The sequence below is a fragment of the Achromobacter colocynthidis genome (assembly GCF_057334535.1).
This window is the reverse complement of the sequence record NZ_JBHFIZ010000039.1, coordinates 359,211-378,749: the sequence shown is the minus strand read 5'-3', so window position 1 is coordinate 378,749 and position 19,539 is coordinate 359,211. Positions and strand designations below refer to the sequence as shown.

1 protein-coding gene (cut by a window edge) is annotated in these 19,539 nt (G+C 63.9%); it reads right to left on the bottom strand.

Annotated features, from left to right (window positions below; all coding sequences use genetic code 11):
• On the bottom strand, positions 1-19,539 hold the 5' portion of the coding sequence (locus ACE04A_RS28165) for an Ig-like domain-containing protein (protein ID WP_485820746.1). It extends 7,719 nt beyond the left edge of the window; 19,539 of the gene's 27,258 nt are visible here — the first part of the coding sequence; the start codon lies at positions 19,537-19,539; the stop codon falls past the left edge of the window.

Genomic DNA, 19,539 nt, shown 5'->3' with positions numbered 1-19,539 from the left:
GACCGTCACCATGCCGTGCGTGGCAGGGGTGTTCACCGAATACAGCAGCGTGTCTCCATCACCATCCACTGCCGAGACCTGGCCAGTGAAGGCTCCATCCTCGTTCAGGCTGATTGCGTAGTTGCCCGTGGCCGGGTCAAAGACCTGGCCCGGGACCGCCGGGTCGACCGTCATCGGCGCATCCGCCACCGCAGTGACGGTCACCGTGACGGTTGCCGTCTCCACCGCACCGCCAGACGTCACGGTGTAGGTGAAGCTGGTCGAGCCGTTGTAATTAGCTGCCGGAGCGAAGTCCAGGGTGCCGTCGGCCTTCAGCGTCACAGCACCGTTGTTCACCAGGACCGGCGCACCCACCACCACCGCAATGCCGTCGATGGCGGTGATAGCGCGTCCAGCGTTCTCGAAATTGTCGTTGCCGACTACGGAGATATTGACTGTCGTGTCTTCATTGGTGGTGATCGTGTCGTCGGTGATATCCACCACCGCCGCTACCGTGACGCTTACCGTCGACTGCGTCACGTTGCCTTCGCCGTCGTCGATGCTGATGATGAAGCTGTCGGCACCGTAGTAGTCCGCCGTGGGCGTGTAGGTGTACGCACCCGTTGCTGGATCGACTGTCACCATGCCATTCGTGGCAGCTGCGGATACACCGTAGGTCAGCGTATCGCCGTCGCCATCAACCGCCGAGACCTGGCCCGTGAACGCCCCGTCTTCGTTCAAACTGATCGCATAGTTGCCAGTAGCAGTATCAAAGACCTGGCCTGGGACTGCCGGGTCGACCGTCATCGGTGCATCGGCCACCGCCGTAACAGTGACCGTGACGGATGCCGTCTCCACCGCGCCGCCAGACGTCACGGTGTACGTGAAGCTGGTCGAGCCGTTGTAGTTCAAGGCCGGGGCGAAGTCCAAGGTGCCGTCGGCCTTCAAGGTGACCGAGCCGTTCATGACGGCGACCGGCGTGCCCACCACCACCGCCATGCCGTCGATGGCCGTGATGGCGCGCCCGACGTTCTCGAAGCTGTCGTTGCCGACCACCGGGATGTTGACCGTCGTGTCTTCATTGGTCGTGATGGTGTCGTCGGCAATATCCGCCACGGCGGCCACGGTCACCGTCACCGTCGACAAGCTGATGTTGCCCGCGCCGTCGTCGATGCTGATGATGAAGCTGTCGGCACCGTAGTAGTCGGCCGTCGGCGTGTAGGTGTACGCACCCGTTGCCGGATCAACCGTGACAGTACCGTGGATCGCGGAGGTGTCAACGCCGTAAACCAGCGTATCGCCGTCGCCATCAACCGCCGAGACTTGGCCGTTGAAGACAGCGTCCTCGTTCAGGCTGATTGCATAGTTGCCCGTGGCCGGGTCAAAGGTTTGGCCGGGTACCGCCGGGTCCACCGTCATTGGCGCATCAGCCACCGCGGTGACGGTCACCGTGACGGTTGCCGTCTCCACCGCGCCGCCAGACGTGACGGTGTAGGTGAAGCTGGTCGAACCGTTGTAGTTCGCAGCCGGGGCGAAGTCCAAGGTGCCGTCGGCCTTCAAGGTGACCGAACCGTTGTTCACCAGGACCGGCGCACCCACCACCACCGCAATGCCGTCGATGGCCGTGATGGCGCGCCCGACGTTCTCGAAGCTGTCGTTCCCGACCACGGCGATATTGACCGTCGTGTCCTCGTTGGTCGTGATCGTGTCGTCGGTGACATCCACCACCGCAGCGACCGTGACACTCACCGTCGACTGCGTTACGTTGCCTTCGCCGTCGTCAATGCTGATGATGAAGCTGTCGGCACCGTAGTAGTCGGCCGTCGGCGTGTAGGTGTAGGCGCCCGTTGCCGGATCGACTGTCACCATGCCGTGCGTGGCAGGGGTGTTCACCGAATACAGCAGCGTGTCTCCATCACCATCCACTGCCGAGACCTGGCCAGTGAAGGCTCCATCCTCGTTCAAGCTGATTGCATAGTTGCCCGTGGCCGCGTCAAAGACCTGGCCAGGGACTGCCGGGTCGACCGTCATCGGCGCATCGACCACCGCCGTCACGGTCACCGTGACCGTTGCCGTCTCCACCGCGCCGCCAGACGTCACGGTGTACGTGAAGCTGGTCGAGCCGTTGTAGTTCAAGGCCGGCGTGAAGTCCAAGGTGCCATCGGCCTTCAACGTGACCGAACCGTTCGCGACCGCGACCGGCGTGCCAACCAAGATGGCATTGCCGTCAATGGCCGTGATGCTGCGTCCGGCGTTCTCGAAGCTGTCGTTGCCGACTACGGCGATGTTGACCGTCGTGTCTTCATTGGTCGTGATCGTGTCGTCGGCAATATCCGCCACGGCGGCCACGGCCACCGTCACCGTCGACAAGCTGAGGTTGCCCGCGCCGTCGTCGATGCTGATGATGAAGCTGTCAGTACCGTAGTAGTCGGCCGTCGGCGTGTAGGTATAGGCACCCGTCGCCGGATCAACCGTGACCATGCCGTGCGTTGCCGGGGCATCCACCCCATAAACAAGCGTGTCACCATCGCCATCAACCGCCGAAACCTGGCCGTTGAAGACAGCGTCCTCGTTCAGGCTGATCGCGTAGTTGCCCGTGGCCGGGTCGAAGACCTGGCCCGGGACTGCCGGGTCGACCGTCATCGGGGCATCGGCCACCGCCGTCACGGTCACCGTGACCGTTGCCGTCTCCACCGCGCCGCCAGACGTCACGGTGTACGTGAAGCTGGTCGAGCCGTTGTAGTTCAAGGCCGGCGCGAAGTCCAAGGTGCCATCGGCCTTCAGCGTGACCGAACCGTTGGCAACTGCGACCGGCGTACCGACCATGACTGCGTTGCCGTCGATGGCCGTGATGGCGCGTCCGGCGTTCTCGAAACTGTCGTTGCCGACCACCGCGATGTTGACCGTCGTGTCTTCATTGGTCGTGATCGTGTCGTCGCTGATATCCACCACTGCCGCGACCGTGACGCTTATCGTCGACTGCGTTACGTTGCCTTCGCCGTCGTCGATGCTGATGATGAAGCTGTCGGCACCGTAGTAGTCGGCCGTGGGCGTGTAGGTGTACGCGCCCGTTGCCAGATCCACCGTCACCATGCCGTGCGTGGCAGCTGCGGATACGCTGTAGGTCAGCGTGTCGCCGTCTCCATCCACCGCCGAGACCTGGCCGTTGAAGACAGCATCCTCGTTCAGGCTGATTGCATAGTTGCCCGTGGCCGGATCAAAGGTTTGACCGGGTACCGCCGGATCCACCGTCATCGGTGCATCCGCCACCGCAGTGACGGTGACCGTGACGGCTGCCGTCTCCACCGCGCCGCCAGATGTCACGGTGTACGTGAAGCTGGTCGAACCGTTGTAGTCCGTTGCCGGCGTGAAGTCCAAGGTGCCGTCGGCTTTCAAGGTGACCGAACCGTTGGCAACCAGGATCGGCGTTCCCACCACCACCGCATTGCCGTCAATGGCCGTGATGCTGCGTCCGGCGTTCTCGAAGCTGTCGTTGCCGACTACGGCGATATTGACCGTCGTGTCCTCATTGGTCGTGACCGTGTCATCGGTGATATCCACCACTGCCGCGACCGTGACGCTCACCGTCGACTGCGTCACGTTGCCCTCGCTGTCGTCGATGCTGATGATGAAGCTGTCGCTGCCGTAGTAATCCGCCGTGGGCGTGTAGGTGTATGCACCCGTTGCCGGATCGACTGTCACCATGCCGTGCGTGGCCGGAGCATCCACCCCATAAACAAGCGTGTCTCCATCGCCATCCACCGCCGAAACCTGGCCGTTGAAGGCCCCATCCTCGTTCAGGCTGATCGCGTAGTTGCCCGTGGCAGGGTCAAAGACCTGGCCCGGGACCGCTGGGTCGACCGTCACCGGCGCATCCGCCACGGCAGTGACGGTGACCGTAACGGTTGCCGTCTCCACCGCTCCGCCAGAGGTCACGGTGTACGTGAAGCTGGTCGGGCCGTTGAAATCGGTGGTGGGCGTGAAGTCCAAGGTGCCATCGGCCTTCAAGGTGACCGAACCATTGCTGACCAGGACCGGCGTTCCCACCACTACCGCGTTGCCGTCAATGGCAGTGATCGTGCGTCCGGCGTTCTCGAAGCTATCGTTTCCGACCACGGCGATATTGACCGTCGTGTCCTCATTGGTCGTGACCGTGTCATCGGTGATATCCACCACTGCCGCGACCGTGACGCTCACCGTCGACTGCGTCACGTTGCCCTCGCTGTCGTCGATGCTGATGATGAAGCTGTCGCTGCCGTAGTAATCCGCCGTGGGCGTGTAGGTGTATGCACCCGTTGCCGGATCGACTGTCACCACGCCGTGCGTGGCAACCGAGAATACGCTGTAGGTCAGCGTGTCGCCGTCGCCATCAACCGCCGAGACCTGGCCGTTGAAAACAGCGTCTTCGTTCAAGATGATTGAATAGTTGCCCGTGGCCGGGTCGAAGGTTTGGCCAGGCACTGCCGGGTCGACCGTCACTGGCACATCCGCCACCGCAGTGACGGTGACCGTGACGGTTGCCGTCTCCACCGCGCCGCCAGAAGCCACGGTGTACGTGAAGCTGGTCGAACCGTTGTAGTCGGTGGTTGGCGTGAAGTCCAACGTACCGTCGGCCTTCAAGGTCACAGAACCGTTGCTGACCAGGACCGGCGTGCCCACCACTACCGCCGTGCCGTCGATGGCCGTGATGCTGCGTCCGGCGTTCTCGAAACTGTCGTTGCCGACTACGGCGATGTTGACCGTCGTGTCCTCATTGGTCGTGATCGTGTCGTCGGCAATATCCGCCACGGCTGCCACGGTCACCGTCACCGTCGACAAGCTGATGTTGCCCGCGCCGTCGTCGATGCTGATGATGAAGCTGTCGCTGCCGTAGTAGTCGGCAGTCGGCGTGTAGGTGTACGCGCCCGTTGCCGAATCCACCGTCACCATGCCGTGCGTCGCGGGGGTGTTAACGCCGTAAACCAGCGTATCGCCGTCGCCATCCACCGCCGAGACCTGGCCATTGAAGACAGCGTCCTCGTTCGGGCTGATCGCGTAGTTGCCCGTGGCCGGGTCGAAGACCTGGCCCGGGGCTGCCGGGTCGACCGTCACTGGCACATCCGCCACCGGCGTCACGGTCACCGTGACCGATGCCGTTTCCACCGCACCGCCAGAGGTCACGGTGTACGTGAAGCTGGTCGAGCCGTTGTAGTCGGTGGCCGGCGTGAAGTCCAAGGTGCCGTCGGCTTTCAACGTCACAGAACCGTTCGCGACCGCGACCGGCGCTCCCACCGCCACCGCAACGCCGTCAATGGCCGTGATCGTGCGTCCGGCGTTCTCGAAGCTGTCGTTGCCGACCACCGCGATATTGACCGTTGTGTCTTCATTGGTCGTGATCGTGTCGTTGACGATATCCACCACGGCCGCCACCGTGACACTTACCGTCGACTGCGTCACGTTGCCTTCGCCGTCATCGATGCTGATGATGAAGCTGTCGCTGCCGTAGTAGTCGGAAGTCGGCGTATAGGTGTACGCGCCCGTTGCCGAATCCACCGTCACCATGCCGTGCGTGGCTGCCGAGGATACGCTGTAAATCAGCGTGTCGCCGTCACCATCCACCGCTGAAACCTGGCCATTGAAGGCCATGTCCTCGTTGGTGCTGACCGCATAGTTGCCGGTGGCCGGATCGAAGACTTGACCAGGCACTGCCGGATCCACCGTCATCGGCGCGTCGGCCACGGCCGAGACCGTCACCGTGACGGTTGCCGTCTCAACCGCGCCGCCCGAAGTGACCGTGTAGGTGAAACTGGTTGATCCGTTGTAGTTGAGCGTCGGCGCGAAATCCAAAGTGCCGTCGGCCTTCAAGGTCACAGAACCGTTGCTGACCAGGACAGGCACCCCGACCGTAGCCGCAATTCCGTCGATAGCGGTGACGCTGCGTCCGGCGTTCTCGAAGCTGTCGTTGCCGACCACCGCGATGTTGACCGTTGTGTCTTCATTGGTCGTGATCGTGTCGTCGGTGATATCCACCACGGCCGCGACCGTGACACTCACCGTCGACTGCGTCACGTTGCCTTCGCCGTCATCGATGCTGATGATGAAGCTGTCGCTGCCGTAGTAGTCGAAAGTCGGCGTATAGGTGTACGCACCCGTTGCCGAATCCACCGTCACCATGCCGTGCGTGGCAGCCGAGGATACGCTGTAGGTCAGCGTGTCGCCGTCACCATCCACCGCCGAAACCTGGCCATTGAAGGCCATGTCCTCGTTGGTACTGACCGCATAGTTGCCGGTGGCCGGGTCGAAGACTTGGCCCGGGACTGCCGGGTCGACCGTCATCGGGGCATCGGCCGCCGCCGTCACGGTCACCGTGACCGTTGCCGTCTCAACCGCACCGCCAGATGTCACGGTGTAGGTGAAGCTGGTCGAGCCGTTGTAGTTGGCTGTCGGCGCAAAGTCCAAGGTGCCGTCGGCTTTCAAGGTGACCGAACCGTTGGCAACCGCGACCGGCGTACCGACCAAGACAGCGTTGCCGTCAATGGCCGTAATGCTGCGTCCGGCGTTCTCGAAGCTGTCGTTGGAGACCACGGCGATGTTGACCGTCGTGTCTTCACTGGTCGTGATGGTGTCGTCGGTGATATCCACCACCGCCGCGACAGTCACACTGACCGTGGAGAGGATGATATTGCCCGCGCCGTCGTCGATGCTGATAACAAAGCTGTCGGCGCCGTAGTAGTCGGCGGTCGGCGTGTAGGTGTAGGCACCCGTCGCCGGATCAACCGTGACCATGCCGTGCGCTGCCGGGGCATCCACCCCATAAACAAGCGTGTCACCATCGCCATCAACCGCCGAAACCTGGCCGTTGAAGACAGCGTCCTCGTTCAGGCTGATAGCGTAGTTGCCTGTGGCCGGGTCGAAGACCTGGCCCGGGACTGCCGGGTCAACCGTCATCGGCGCATCCGCCACCGCAGTGACGGTGACCGTGACGGTTGCCGTCTCCACCGCGCCGCCCGACGTCACCGTATAGGTGAAGCTCGTGGACCCGTTGTAGTTCAAGGCCGGCGCGAAGTCCAAGGTGCCGTCTGCCTTCAGCGTGACCGAGCCATTGGCAACCAGGATCGGCGCACCCACCACCACTGCAATGCCGTCGATGGCCGTGATAGTGCGTCCAGCGTTCTCGAAGCTGTCGTTGCCGACTACGGAGATGTTGACCGTCGTGTCTTCATTGGTCGTGATCGTGTCGTCGGTGATATCCACCACCGCCACGACCGTGACGCTTACCGTCGACAGGACGAAGTTGCCTGCGCCATCATCGATGCTGATGATGAAGCTGTCGCTGCCGTAGTAGTCCGCCGTGGGCGTGTAGGTGTAGGCGCCCGTTGCCGGGTCCACCGTGACCATGCCGTGCGTTGCCGGAGTATCCACCCCATAAGTCAGGGTGTCGCCGTCGCCATCAACCGCCGAGACCTGGCCAGTGAACGCTCCGTCCTCGTTCAGGCTGATCGCGTAGTTGCCCGTGGCCGGGTCAAAGGTTTGACCGAGTACTGCGGGGTCCACCGTCATCGGCGCATCAGCCAATGCCGTCACGGTCACCGTGACCGATGCCGTCTCGACCGCACCGCCGGATGTCACGGTATACGTGAAACTGGTCGAGCCGTTGTAGTTCGCAGCCGGGGCGAAGTCCAAGGTGCCGTCGGCTTTCAGCGTCACCGTGCCGTTGGCAACCGCGACCGGTGTACCGACCACGACTGCGTTGCCGTCAATGGCCGTAATGGCGCGACCCGCATTCTCGAAGCTGTCGTTGCCGACCACCGCGATATTGACCGGGGTGTCCTCGTCCGTCGTGATCGTGTCGTTGACGATATCCACCACCGCCGAGACCGTGACGCTTACTGTCGACTGCGTCACGTTGCCTTCGCCGTCATCGATGCTGATGATGAAGCTGTCGCTGCCGTAGTAATCCGCCGTGGGCGTGTAGGTGTACGCGCCCGTTGCCGGGTCCACCGTGACCATGCCATGCGTTGCCGGCGTATCCAACCCATAAGTCAGGGTGTCGCCATCGCCATCCACCGCCGAGACCTGGCCATTGAACGCACCGTCTTCGTTCAGGCTGATCGCGTAGTTGCCTGTGGCCGGGTCAAAGGCTTGACCGGGTACTGCCGGGTCCACCGTCATCGGTGCATCCGCCACCGCAGTAACGGTCACGGTAACCGATGCCGTCTCCATGGCCCCGCCGGATGTCACGGTGTACGTGAAGTTGGTCGAGCCGTTGTAGTTCGCAGCTGGGGCGAAGTCCAAGGTGCCGTCGGCCTTCAGCGTGACCGAACCGTTGGCAACCACGACCGGCGTTCCAACCACCACCGCCATGCCGTCGATGGCCGTGATGCTGCGTCCCGCGTTCTCGAAGCTGTCGTTGCCGACTACGGCGATGTTGACTGTCGTGTCTTCATTCGTCGTGATCGTGTCATCGGCGATATCCACTACCGCCGCCACCGTCACAGTGACCGTCGACAGGATCACGTTGCCTGCGCCGTCACCGATGCTGATGATGAAGCTGTCGCTGCCGTAGTAGTCCGCCGTGGGCGTGTAGGTGTACGCACCCGTTGCCGGGTCCACCGTCACCGAGCCGTGCGTCGCGACGGTATCAACGCCATAAACCAGCGTGTCGCCGTCGCCATCAACCGCCGAGACCTGGCCGTTGAAGACAGCGTCCTCGTTCAGGCTGATTGCATAGTCGCCCGTGGCCGGGTCAAAGGTTTGACCGGGCACTGCGGGGTCCACCGTCATCGGTGCATCCGCCACCGCAGTGACTGTGACTGTGACCCCTGCCGTCTCCATGGCCCCGCCAGACGTCACGGTGTACGTGAAGCTGGTCGAACCGTTGTAGTTCAAGGCCGGAGCGAAGTCCAAGGTGCCGTCGGCCTTCAGTGTGACTGAGCCGTTCGCGACCGCGACCGGCGTTCCCACTACCACCGCAATGCCGTCGATGGCCGTGATCGTGCGTCCGGCGTTCTCGAAACTGTCGTTGCCGACCACGGCGATGTTGACCGTCGTGTCCTCGTTGGTGGTGATCGCGTCGTTGTCGATGTCGACCACCGCCCCGACTGTGACACTTACCGTCGACTGCGTCACGTTGCCTTCGCCGTCATCGATGCTGATGATGAAGCTGTCGGTACCGTAGTAATCCGCCGCCGGCGTGTAGGTGTAGGCACCCGTTGCCAGGTCCACCGTGACGAGGCCATGCGTGGCAGCCGCGGATACGCTGTAGGTCAACGTGTCACCGTCACCATCCACCGCCGAGACTTGGCCGGTAAACGCTCCGTCTTCGTCCAGGCTGATCGCATAGTTACCCGTGGCAGGGTCAAAGGTTTGACCGGGTACGGCAGGATCCACCGTCATCGGCGCATCCGCCACTGCGGTGACGGTCACCGTGACCGTTGCCGTCTCAACCACACCACCAGACGTCACGCTGTACGTGAAACTGGTCAAGCCGTTGTAGTTAGCCGTCGGTGCAAAGTCCAAGGTGCCGTCGGCTTTCAGCGTGACTGAGCCATTGGCAACCGGGATCGGCGCACCCACCACCACTGCAATGCCGTCGATGGCCGTGATAGTGCGTCCGGCGTTCTCGAAGCTGTCGTTGCCGACTACTGCGATGTTGACCGTCGTGTCTTCATTCGTCGTGATCGTGTCGTCGGTGATATCCACCACCGCCGCAACCGTGACACTCACCGTCGACAGGACGAAGTTGCCTGCGCCGTCACCGATGCTGATGATGAAGCTGTCGGCACCGTAGTAGTCGGCCGTCGGCGTGTAGGTGTACGCACCCGTCACGGAATCCACCGTGACCATGCCGTGGGTTGCCGGGGTATCCACCCCATACACCAGCGTGTCTCCATCGCCATCAACCGCCGAGACCTGGCCAGCGAATGCCCCGTCCTCGTTCAGGCTGATCGCGTAGTTGCCTGTTGCCGGATCGAAGACTTGACCGGGTACTGCGGGGTCCACCGTCATCGGCGCATCAGCCACGGCAGTGACGGTGACCGTAACGGTTGCCGTCTCCGCCGCGCCGCCAGATGTCACGGTGTACGTGAAGTTGGTCGAGCCGTTGTAGTTCGCAGCCGGAGCGAAGTCCAAGGTGCCGTCGGCCTTCAAGGTGACCGAACCGTTGCTGACCAGAATCGGCGTTCCCACCACCACCGCAATGCCGTCGATGGCGGTTATGGCGCGCCCGGCGTTCTCGAAGCTGTCGTTGCCGACCACCGCGATGTTGACCGTCGTGTCTTCATTCGTCGTGATCGTGTCGTCGGTGATATCCACCGCCGCCGCTACTGTGACACCCACCGTCGACAGAATGAAGTTGCCTGCGCCATCATCGATGCGGATGACGAAGCTGTCGCTGCCGTAGTAATCCGCCGTCGGGGTGTAGGTGTAGCCGCCCGTTGCCGGGTCCACCGTCACCATGCCGTGCGTGGCAGCCGAGGATACGCTGTAGGTCAGCGTATCGCCGTCGCCATCAACCGCCGAGACCTGGCCCGTGAACGCCCCGTCTTCGTTCAAACTGATCGCATAGTTGCCAGTAGCAGTATCAAAGACCTGGCCCGGGACTGCCGGGTCGACCGTCACTGGTACATCCGCCACTGCCGTCACGGTGACCGTAACGGTTGCCGTCTCCACCGCGCCGCCAGATGTCACGGTATAGGTGAAGCTCGTGGACCCGTTGTAGTTCAAGGCCGGCGCGAAGTCCAAGGTGCCGTCGGCTTTCAGCGTGACCGATCCGTTGGCAACCGCAACCGGCGTACCCACCACCACCGCGTTGCCGTCAATGGCCGTAACGGCGCGACCCGCGTTCTCGAAGTTGTCGTTGCCGACGACTGCGATGTTGACCGTGGTGTCCTCGTCGGTCGTGATCGTATCGTTGACGATATCCACCACCGCCGCGACCGTGACGCTTACGGTCGACTGCGTCACGTTGCCTTCGCCGTCATCGATGCTGATGATGAAGCTGTCGGTACCGTAGTAATCCGCCGTGGGCGTGTAGGTGTAGACGCCCGTTGCCGGATCAACCGTCACCATGCCGTGCGTTGCCGGAGTGTTCACCGCATACAGCAGCGTGTCTCCGTCTCCATCAATCGCCGAGACCTGGCCGCTGAAGACGGCGTCCTCGTTCAGGCTGATCGCGTAGTTGCCTGTTGCTGGATCGAAGACTTGACCGGGTACTGCGGGATCCACCGTCACCGGTGCATCCGCTACCGAGGTGACAGTCACCGTGACCGTTGCCGTCTCCACCGCCCCGCCCGACGTCACGGTGTACGTGAAGCTGGTCGAACCGTTGTAGTTGGCCGTGGGCGTGAAGTCCAAGGTGCCATTGGCTTTCAACGTGACAGAACCATTGGCCACCAGGACCGGCGTATCGACCACCACCGCAATGCCATCAATGGCAGTGATCGAGCGTCCAGCGTTCTCGAAGCTGTCGTTGCCGATCACTGCGATGTTGACCGTCGTGTCCTCATCGGTCGTGATCGTGTCGTCGGTGATATCCACCACCGCCGCTACCGTGACACTCACCGTCGACAGGACGATGTTGCCCGCACCGTCACCGATGCTGATGATGAAGCTGTCGGCACCGTAGTAGTCGGCCGTCGGCGTGTACGTGTACGCGCCCGTCACCGAATCCACCGTGACCATGCCGTGCGTGGCCGCGGTATCCGCCCCATACACCAGCGTGTCGCCGTCGCCATCCACCGCCGAGACCTGGCCATTGAAGACAGCGTCCTCGTTCAGGCTGATTGCGTAGTTGCCCGTGGCAGGATCAAACACTTGACCGGGTACGGCGGGATCCACCGTCACCGGCACGTCCGCCACCGCCGTCACGGTCACCGTGACCGATGCCGTCTCCACCGTGCCGGCCGATGTCACGGTGTACGTGAAACTGGCCAGCCCGTTGTAGTTGGGCGCCGGCGTGAAGTCCAAGGTGCCGTTGGCTTTGAGCGTGACGGTCCCGTTGGCGACCACGACCGGCGTGTCCACCACGACCGCGATGCCGTCGATCGCCGTAATCGCATACCCGGCGTCATCGAAGGTGTCGTTGCCGCTCACCGCGATATTGACCGTGGTGTCTTCATTCGTCGTGATCGTGTCGTTGACGATATCCGCCACGGCCGCCATCGTCACGTTGACGATGGACTGCACGGTTTCACCCATGCCGTCCGACACGGTCACCACGAAGCTGTCGCTGCCGTTGTAGTCGGCATCGGGGGTGTAGGTGTACACGCCCGTTGCGGGGTCAATCACGACGGCGCCATGAAGCGGCTGCGTCGTGACGGCATAGGCCAGCGTGTCGTTGTCGGCGTCGGTGGCCGACACCTGGCCGTTGAAGGCCGTGTCCTCCTGGGCGCTGACGGCATAGTTGCCGGTGCCCGGATCGAACACCTGGCCCGCAATCGCCGGATCGGCGGGCACCGGCGGGCGGTTGCCCGGGGTGACCTGAATCGTGGACACCGCCGTGGCGGAAGCGGCCCCGCCGGTATCGGTCAGCACGAAGCTGAGTTGACGCGCGCCGGCCGTGGCCGCCAATTGCGTGTTGCGGTACGTGGCGCCGCGCACCAGGGTATCCAGGACGGCATGGGCAATCACGCCGCCACCGCTGCGCGTGATCACGAAGCCGCCCAGGACGGTGTAGTTGATCAGCAGGTCAACGGTGTCGACCGTCACCGTGGCCGACGCAGCGGCGTTCAACGCGAAACTTGCGCCGCCCAGCGTGACAACCTCGTTGGCGCCGTCCAGCGTGCCGGATACGGTGATCGCCAGTTGTTGAATGTCGTTGTCGCCGAAGTCACTGACGTCGGCGGCGGCTGCCGCGGTATTCACGGCGACGCCCGCACCGGTTTGATTGGTGCTGTAGTTGATCGTGCCATCCACCGCGCCGACCGTGGAATTCAGGTCGATGACGGGCGCGCTGACGTTATCGCGCCAGTCGAAATTGCGGGTCAGCGGCACGGCGTTGCTGCCATTGATCGCGGTGTCCAGATCGGTGTCGGCCAGGTTGAATGACACGACCGTAGCCGTCAAGCCGGGCCCGCTGGTCGTGATGACGCCGTCCTGCACGCTGTAGCCGTCACTGACGTTGCCGTGTTCGAAGATGTCCAGCAAGCCGTCATTGTCGGTATCGGTGGTGCTGGTCACCGAAGTCGCTTGTCCGTCACCGCGTTCGGTTACGTCCGTCTTGCCATCGTTATCGCTGTCCGCATCGTAGTAGTCCGCGGTACCGTCGACGTCGGTGTCCACCGGCGTCAGGCCCAGACTGGCTGCGGCGGTCATTCTGTTGATGCTGGCGGTGTCGGCATCGTAGCGGTCATCCAGGCCGTCATCGTCTGCGTCCACCATGGCCAGGCCCTGGCCGCTGGGCGGCTTGTAGGCGGCCGTGGTTTGCGCTTCGACGTTATCCGGGATGCCGTCGTTGTCGCTGTCCAGGTCCAGGCGATCCACCAGCCCGTCGCCGTCGCGGTCCTGCGCGGCGTTCAGCGAGCTGACCTTATAGACGCGCACATCATCCAGGCCCAAATACGCGCCATCACCACCATTGGGCCGACCAATGGAGAACACCACCACGGGCGTTGTCGACGTGGCGGTAAACGTGATTGAGCCCGTGGACCAGGTCTTGAAGTTGTTGCCGTTATAGGTCAGCGTATCGGCGTTGTACGACACCCCGTCCACGGTGACGACGAAATACGCCTGCATGCCCGGGATGGTCAAGCCATTGACCCCGCCGAAAATCTCCTGGAACGTGATACGGACCACGTCGCCCACCTGGATGCCCGCGGAAGCCGGAAGGATGACTTGCGACGCCTCTTCCACGAAGCCGCTGTAGATCCCCATGAAGACCTGCCCATCCGCCGCGCCGGGTACACCATTCATGGCGCCCGACCATTGGCCGGACCCGGCCAGGGAGAAACTACCCTTCCACGTATCCGGCGTGGCCAAGGCGTCCGTGAAGCCGGTGCCGTCGACACTGAAGTTCAGGCTTTGATTTTCAGTATGCGCGTCCGGCAGCCCGCCTTCCATCGAGCCGTCGATCAAAGACGGCGTGGTGGCTTGAGACTCAACGCCATCCAGGATCCCGTCGTTGTCGTCGTCCAGGTCAACCGTGTTGGACACGCCATCGCTATCGGTATCGATGGGCGTAATGGTCGTCACCGCCACATTCGAGGCGGTGGGAGCAAGCACCGAGATGGCCTGTACCGAGATGGTGCGCACGGCGGTCGAGCCGGACGTGGTGCTGAAGTAAACCTGCTCCAGCGCGGCCTGGTAGCTGGCCAGCGTGGCGCTGCCCGTCAGCGTCAATACACCCGTCACGCTGTTGTAGCTGGCGGTGATACCGGTAACGCTGCCGTCAAAAGACAACAGATCGCCCGTCGCCGGGCTCGACAAGGTAACGGTCATCGAGGCCAGGTTGTTGCCTTCCGGGTCCGTTACCGACACCTGCTTGCCAATCGCGACCTTGTCCTGGTCCTGGGTGCTGCTGTAGCCGGTGCCGGCCGCCGAGCCGTCCAGGTCGATACGCGGCGCGTCCTGCACCTGCGTGACCGTGACCGTGACGTTGGCCGTCTCGGAGGCGCCGCCCGACGTTGCCGTATACGTAAAGACCGTGTTGGCTGACGCCGCCGCGCCGGGGAAGTCGAGGCCCGGGGTGAAGGTAATGGTGCCGTCGGCGTTCAACACCACCGATCCGTTGGCGACGCTGACCGCGGGCCCGCCCACGGTGATCGCGGTGCCGTTGATGGCGGTGACCGCGCGGCCGCTGTTCTCGAACGTGTCGTTGCCCAGCACGTTGATGATGACCGCCGTTTCTTCGGCGGTGGTGGCGGTGTTGGCCACGATATCCGCAATGGGGTTGACGATGATGTTGACCAGGCCCGTCGCGGTGGAGAAGGCCGTGATGCCGCCATTGACGCTGGCGTCGGCCGTGCCGCCATTGGTGCCGCTGGTCTGGTCCCACGCACGGATGGTCAGCGTTGCGGTGCCGTTGTAGTCGGCGGTGGGCCGGAAGTACACGCGCGAGTTTCCACTGTTGACGAGCAACACCGCGCTGCTGTCGGCGATCGTGCCCATCTGCGTCCAGTTGGTTCCGTTGTTGGTGGAATACCACCAGGTGCCGTTGGTCGTATCCGCGCCCACGATGGCGATGCCCGTCAACGGGCTGGCGTCGATGTCGGAGGTGGACTCAATGAAGTTGTTGACCGACGTGCCGACCGCGCCGGGGGGCGCGGGCGCGGGCACGCTGGCGTTCAGGTCTTCGTTGATGGTGGACAGGTTGCGCGTATCCACCAGCAGAACCGGCGCGTCGTTCACCGCCGTCACGGAAACCGCCACGGTATCGCTGGCGGCAGAGAAGGCGGTCGACGTTCCGGGATTCACCTTGGTGCCGGCCGTGCCGGAACTTTGGTCCCAGGCGCGCAGCGTCAACGCATTGCCCGCGCTGCCATTGAAATTGGTCGTGGGCTGGAAGTAGATGCGCGAATCTGGCGTGTCGGACAGCAGCAGCGCGTTGGTGCCGCTGACGGTGCCCACCAGGTTCCAGGTCGCGCCGCCATCCACCGTGTACCACCAGACGCCGTTGCCAGCGTTCGCCGCCGTCAGCGCGATGCCCGACAGCGCGGCCGGATCCAGATCGACGATGCCCACCGTATAGGCCGAGACCAGTTGTCCCACCGCCCCCACGGGGACCGGGTCATCTTCGCTACCCGTATAGGTCAGCGCCGGTACTGTGTTAAGTACCGGAGCGGTGTTTGCCCGCATCTGTATGGTGTCTGTCGCATCCGAGAACGCCGTGGCGCCGCCGTGGACCGTAGCGTCGGCCGTCGCCCCATTGGTGCCGCTGGTGCGGTCCCAGGCCCGGATGGTCAGCGCGTTGGCGACATTGCCCAACACCGCGACGTTGGGTCGGAAGTACAGGCGGGTAACGCCATCGGCGGCCAGCAAGCGCGCCGTGGCCTCGGTCAAGGACGCAACCTGCGTCCAGGCCGTGCCGTTGTTGATGGAGTAGTACAGCGTGCCGAGACCGCTCATGCCGGTGACCGCAACGCCTTTCACCGCACCGGTATCGGCGTCCGTGACGCCGCCCACGAGGTCCGACACCAGCATGCCTACTTGGCCGACCGGCGCGCCGTTGGTCGGCATGACCGCCACCACGGTCAGCGTCGTATCCGCCAGCACCGGCGCATCGTTGACCGGGGTGATGGCCAGCGACAGGTCCCCGTTGGAACTGCCGCCCGGGGTGGTGATGGTGTAGCGCACCAGCGGAACCAGGCCGTCGTAGTTGGATGCCGGGGTGAAGGTATAGGAACCGTCCGCGTTCAGCGTCAGGCTGCCGGTGGTGACGCCATTGCGCACCAGCGCGGTGGCCACGCCCACGGTGATCGCCGTGTCAGGCGTGCCGTCGGCATTGCTGTCATAGCTGGCGGCCGTAATGCTGCCGTCGCGGTTGTAGGTGTCGTTGGCCAGCAGGCCCGCCGCCGCCGACACCGACAGGGGTGTGTCTTCCACGGTGATCGCGGAATCGGCCAGCGCCACCGGAGGCGCCACGCCGACGAAGTTGTCACGCCAGTCCAGGTCAGCGCTAAGCACTTGGGCGTTGCTGCCGTTGGCGAGAATGTCTGCGTCGGTGTCACTCAGGTTGAAACCGGTGACGGTGGCGGTCAGCCCGCTGCCGCTGGTGACCACCGCGCCGTCGTGCACGGCAAAGCCGTCGCTGACGGTGCCGTGTTCAAAGATATCCAGCAGGCCATCCAGGTCGGTGTCCGTGGTGCTGGTCACCGAAATCGCCTGGCCGTCGCCGCGCTCGGCCACGTCGGCCGTGCCATCGTTGTCGCTATCGGCATCACGGAAATCTTTCGTGCCGTCTGCGTCGGAATCCACCGGCGTCAGGCCCAGGCTGGCCACCGCCGTCGTCCTGCTGACGCTGACGGTGTCCGCGTCATAGCGGTCATCCAGGCCATCCTGGTCCACATCGACCATCGACAGGCCCTGGCCGCTGGGCGGCTTGTAGCCCGCCGTCGCCTGCGCTTCGACGTTGTCGGCAATGCCGTCGTTGTCGCTGTCCAGATCCAACCGATCGACAATGCCATCGGCGTCGGTATTGCCCGCTTCGTTGATGTCCAGGATGCCGTCGTTGTCGTCATCGATGTCGGCAGTATTGGCAAGACCATCGCCATCGGTATCGATGGGCGTGATCGTGGCAACCGCCACGTTGGATGCGGTGGGCGCGGCGACCGACGTGGCCTGGACCGAGAGGGTACGCGCAGCGGTCGAACCGGACGTGGTGGTGAACGAGACCAGGCCCAGCGCGGTCTGGTAATTGGCCAGCGTGGTGCTGCCCGTCAAGGTCAGCACGCCGGTGCCGCTGTTGTAGCTGGCCGTAATGCCGGCCACGCTGCCGGTCAGCGCCAGGGTGGCGGCCGCCGTGGCGCCCGACAAGGTGATGGTCATCGACGCCAGGTTATTGCCTTCGGGGTCGGTCACGGACACCAGGTTGCCGATGGCGATGGCGCCTTGATCAAGCGTGGTGCTGTAGTTGGACCCAGCAGTCAAACCATCCAGGTCAATGCGGGGCGCGTCCTGCACTTGCGTCACGGTGACCGTCACGTTGGCGGTCTCGGACACGCCGCCCGACGTTGCCGTATACGTGAAGACGGTGTTCGCAGAGGCCAGGGCGCCCGGATAATCGGCGCCCGGCGTGAAGGTGATGGTGCCGTCGGCGTTCAACACCACCGACCCGTTCGCCACGCTGACTGCCGGCCCGCCCACGGTGATCCCGGTGCCGTTGATGGCGGTGACGACGCGGCCGCTGTTCTCGAACGTGTCGTTGCCCAGCACATTGATAATGACCGGCGCTTCTTCCGCCGTGGTGGCCGTGTCCGCCACGATATCGGCGACAGCGCTGACCGTGATGCCGACCGAGCCCGTGGCGCTGGAAAAGGCGGTGATGCCGCCATTGACGCTGGCGTCGGCCGTGCCGCCATTGGTGCCGCTGGTCTGGTCCCAGGCCCGGATCGTCAGCGTGGCCGTGCCGTTGTAGTCCGCGTTAGGACGGAAGTACACGCGCGAGCTGGTGCTGTTGGCAAGCAGCACCGCGCTGCTGTCGGACACCGCGCCCATCTGCGTCCAGTTCGTGCCATTGTTGGCGGAATACCACCAGGTGCCATTGGCGGTGTCGGCGCCCACGATCGCGATGCCCGTCAATGCGCCGGCGTCGACGTCGGTGGTCGAACCGATGAAGTTGTTCACCGTCGAGCCAACCGCACCCGTCGGCGCGGGCGCCGGCACGCCGACGTTCAGATCTTCGTTGATGGCCGTCAAGCTGCGCGTGGCCGCATTGAGCAACGGCGCGTCATTGACCGCGGTCACTGAAACCGCGACGGTGTCCGAGGCGGTAGACACCGCGCCGGTAATCGTGGTGGGGTTCACCTTGGTGCCCACCGTGCCGGCGCTTTGGTCCCAGCCTCGCAACGTCAGCGCATTGCCCGCGCTGCCATTGAAGTTGGCGTTGGGCTGGAAGTAGATGCGCGAATTCGGCGTGTCGGACAACAGCAGCGCGCTGGTTGTGCTGACGGTGCCGACGGCGCTCCAGTTGGCGCCGCCGTCCAGCGTGTACCACCACGTGCCGTTCGTCGTTACGGTGCCGATTACCGCAATGCCCTTGACGGCGCCGGGGTCGGCATCGGTCAGGCCGGCGGTGTAGTTGGAAATCGTGGCGCCCACCGCGCCGCTGGGCGTGCCGGAATCTTCTGCGCCGGTATAGGTCAGGTTCAAGGCGTTGTCCAGCACCGGCGGCGCCAGCAGATAGCTCCAGCCCTCTGCCGCCACGGCGACGGTTTCGATGGAACCGCTCTGGTGTTCCAGCGTCCAGTCGCCGCCCAGCATGGCCGCGCCGGTGGTGTCCGACGATGCAGCCACGTCCGCGCCGGTGATCACGCCCAGTGTCTGCACCGCAAGCGCGCCAACATCGCCCTGACCGAAGTCGCAGCCGTAAAGCAGCACGTCGGCGTCGGCGCTCAGGGCCGATCCGATCTGCGTCAACACCTCGCGGTATTCACCTTGCATGGATTCGAGCGTCAGCGTGGCCGTGCCAAGTTTCAGCATGCCTTCTTCGCCGTGGCTCAGGATATGGACGGCATCCACATCCTGGCGGCCGTCCAGTGTGTCAGCCATGAAGCGCACGCCGTCGACACCCGGCTCGATGAAGTGAACCTCGGCCCCGGGCGGCAGCGACCGCGCCAGCGCATCCGCGTCGTCAACGGTGCGGTCAATGAAATAGACCTCGGTGCGCTCCGCCGCCGGTTCGGTGGCGGTCGCCTTGTGCTGCTCCACGGCGCCCAGGGCGGCGATCAGTTCGGCATGCGCCTGGGTATCCGCGGCGGGCGGCGCGTCGGGGACGGCCTGCGCCACTTCGTGCGCCGTCTGGGCCATGGCGGCGTCCAGCAGGACGCGGGGTTCAAGGGCCTGGAGGAAGAGGCGCGAGCTCAGCGTGCGAGGGCCGAGGGCTTGCGGGGTCTTCTTGCCGAAACGCGAAGCGGATTTGTTTTTCAC